This is a genomic window from Pseudomonadota bacterium (genome assembly GCA_039193195.1).
Taxonomy (GTDB): Bacteria; Pseudomonadota; Gammaproteobacteria; order Steroidobacterales; family JBCBZW01; genus JBCBZW01.
Genome location: JBCCWS010000106.1, coordinates 1 through 2,429, shown reverse-complemented (window position 1 = coordinate 2,429; position 2,429 = coordinate 1). Strand labels below are relative to the sequence as shown.

Sequence of the window (2,429 nt, the reverse complement as noted above, 5' to 3'; positions counted from 1 at the left end):
TCAGGCGAGAGGCTATCGGATCTTGTCGCCTGGCGCCTGCTGCCGGACCTGCCCACGCTCGCGCGTGAGAGCGACGATGACGAGGAATGGCGGCGCGAGTTCTTTGCAGGCCCGCAGAGTTCAGCGTTCGCGCGCGATGGGAAGCTCGACTACGTGCGCTACTGCGCTGCCCGAGGCCTGGAGTTCCGCGAGTCCCACTCCCAGTTCTGGACGCCGCTAACCGGCGCGTACCTGGAGCAGCTCACTTGGCAACAACTTGAGAAGGTGGCGCACGTCATGCGCGACGCAACGCGATCTGAGCTCATCACGCCAGGGCCGCCTACTGCGGACAACCCATCATGAGCACCAAACCCACAGCCACCTTCGCTAAGGCCCTAGGCGGCCCCGTGCTCGTCGCCGCCGCCGTGGTCACGATCGCAGGATGTCACGACGGGCCGAACGCGCCTACCGCCGGTGGGGACAGACCCCCGTTCGATAAAGGGGCATCAGAGGAGCGGCGCTGTCCGCTGGCGCCCGTGGGTGGTGGGGATCTGCCGCCTTTCCGTGCGCTGCAGTTCGAAGCGTGGCGGAAGGGCGAGCGCCCCGTGTTCTGAGGTAGCATCGGCCCCTCCAAGGAGGACCGACCATGCCCGAACCCCTCGACCCACGTATCAAGCGCTGGATGGCGCTTGCCGAAAAGACTCGCCACCTCATGCGCTACGACCACAGCGGCAGCACCGACGCCACGGACAACGTCGAAGCCCTGGAGCTGCTCGCGCGCATCTACACCAAGGCGGCGACTGATCGGGAGCTAGCGAATATGCTAGCTCGGATCGAGGGGAAGGCTACCGTGACGCCGCTGTTCCCGCGCTAGGGGACCGGCGCGTAGACAGAGAGCACGTACTGCGTGCCGGCCACGACTGAAGTGACTTCCTGGCCAAGCTTCTTGACGGTAATCCCGGCCGCATCGCCGTAGTCATGGGTCACGTCGCCAGGCGCGGACGAATCACGATCCATCCGGCAGAGCCGACCGATGTCACCGTCATGATGCGCAATCGCCAGCACCGAGCCGACGTAGTAGTCCTGCCCGGTCGATGAGGTCTGAATCTGGACCGAGCCGGTGGCGTTGGTAATCGTCAGCAGCATGTCGCCAGCGGCGGGCGGGTTGCTCACGCCGTCGGTGATGACTTCGAACGGCGGGTAACCTCCGCCGCCAACGGGTGCATTCGGGTAAGGTGCGGGCATCGGGCGTCCTTGTTGTTGGTGTCTAAGTCTAGTGTCGTGGGGCGACCGTTTGTCGCACCCTACCCTGGGTCGAACCCGGGGTGGTCGTCTTTCGTTCGACTCCCAAAGCTGCTGGCCAGCCAGAATGCCACGGCCGATGTAGCGAATCCGGAAAGCTGCCCCACCATGTAGTTGATCATGTTCTCGTTGCCCTCAGGGATCGAGTTCCCAAGCAACCACCACAGAGTCGCGTTGAAGGCGAGGAGAACGATGCCGCTGATGGCGACTTGCGGCCAAAGATGCTTGCCCGCCTTCACCATCTCCCGCGCCATACCGCGGGCGTCCGCTCGGTCTCCGGCGATGAGTCGATCGACTTCGATGCCCTTGTCGGCCATCTCCAGCTTGAACGCCTGGTCGGTGGCTTGCATGGCGGCGAGTTGATCTGCCGAGGGTGCTGCCAGCGTCTTGCGCAAGCGCTCCATCATCCCGCCGTCCTCAGCATCGAAGTCATCGCCGACTAGCGTCTTGCCCAGCGCGGCCACCCCGGCGCCCGCCAACGGGCCGCCTAGGGCTGTGGCGATCGTTGGGGCCACCTTGCCGAGTAGCGGACCTGCATCGCCGAGCAGGTTCCCTAGCCGCTTGAATGGTCGTCCGGGAAGTGCCATTGCTCTACTCCTTGTCCATGCCCGCCACCTTCTCTCGAAGGTCGCCGATCTGTTGCCGCTGTGTCCGAAGTTCCCGCTCTGTCTGCTGGCGTTGGCTGCGCAGCTCTAGCTCGATTCGCTCAAGCGATCTCTGCATCTCATCGAGGCGGCCGTTGTTCTTGGCAAGTTCCGTCTGCACATCAGGTCCACCGCCTGGGTGTGATGTCAGGTAGCTGCCGCCGTACCCGCCCGCACCGAGCGCGGCGATTACGGCGAGGGCCGGACCCCAGTAGCCGGGTAGCTTGACAGTGGGTTGCGATGTCATGAACTGCTCCTATTCAGGGTTAGTGGGGCCGCCACTGCCGTGCCCGCCTACCACCGTCGTCGACTTCGTCGCCTGGGTGCTATCCACGTCTGTGATCGTGCATGTGACGTTGCCAATGTTCTCGCCAGGCGCGCCGCGCCGCGACTGGACCGTGACCGTGTCCGTGCTGGTGCCACCGATAAACCGGAAGTCGGCGAGATCTAGCGACCAGGAGTAGCCGAAGGGACCGGAGCCGTTCACGTTGTTCGCGGTGATGC

General features: G+C 64.5%; 7 protein-coding genes. 3 read left to right on the top strand and 4 right to left on the bottom strand.

Annotation, left to right across the window (positions count from 1 at the left end; genetic code table 11):
• The 3 genes from AAGA68_27420 to AAGA68_27410 all read left to right on the top strand — a co-directional run.
• Nucleotides 1-342 (top strand): hypothetical protein (locus AAGA68_27420; GenBank protein ID MEM9388801.1); only part of this gene is annotated, 342 nt, incomplete at its 5' end.
• Nucleotides 339-593 carry a hypothetical protein gene (locus tag AAGA68_27415; GenBank protein ID MEM9388800.1) on the top strand — a complete coding sequence of 85 codons (255 nt, stop codon included), beginning with the start codon at nucleotides 339-341 and terminating at the stop codon, nucleotides 591-593. The genes AAGA68_27420 and AAGA68_27415, both read left to right, overlap by 4 nt.
• 32 nt (nucleotides 594-625) lie before the next feature.
• Complete coding sequence (locus AAGA68_27410) at nucleotides 626-853, top strand: hypothetical protein (protein MEM9388799.1); 228 nt, start codon at nucleotides 626-628, stop codon at nucleotides 851-853.
• Here AAGA68_27410 and AAGA68_27405 read toward each other — a convergent pair.
• The 4 genes from AAGA68_27405 to AAGA68_27390 form a co-directional block, all read right to left on the bottom strand.
• Complete coding sequence (locus AAGA68_27405; GenBank protein MEM9388798.1) at nucleotides 850-1,224, bottom strand: hypothetical protein; 375 nt, start codon at nucleotides 1,222-1,224, stop codon at nucleotides 850-852. The genes AAGA68_27410 and AAGA68_27405 overlap by 4 nt on opposite strands.
• Before the next feature lie 59 nt (nucleotides 1,225-1,283).
• Nucleotides 1,284-1,868 carry a hypothetical protein gene (locus AAGA68_27400; GenBank protein ID MEM9388797.1) on the bottom strand — a complete coding sequence of 195 codons (585 nt, stop codon included), beginning with the start codon at nucleotides 1,866-1,868 and terminating at the stop codon, nucleotides 1,284-1,286.
• A gap of 4 nt (nucleotides 1,869-1,872) precedes the next feature.
• The gene (locus AAGA68_27395; protein MEM9388796.1) at nucleotides 1,873-2,172 is read right to left on the bottom strand and encodes a hypothetical protein; all 300 of its coding nucleotides are present in this window, start codon (nucleotides 2,170-2,172) and stop codon (nucleotides 1,873-1,875) included.
• Nucleotides 2,173-2,181: 9 nt separating this feature from the next.
• On the bottom strand, nucleotides 2,182-2,429 hold a 248-nt coding region (locus AAGA68_27390; protein ID MEM9388795.1), incomplete at its 5' end, for a hypothetical protein.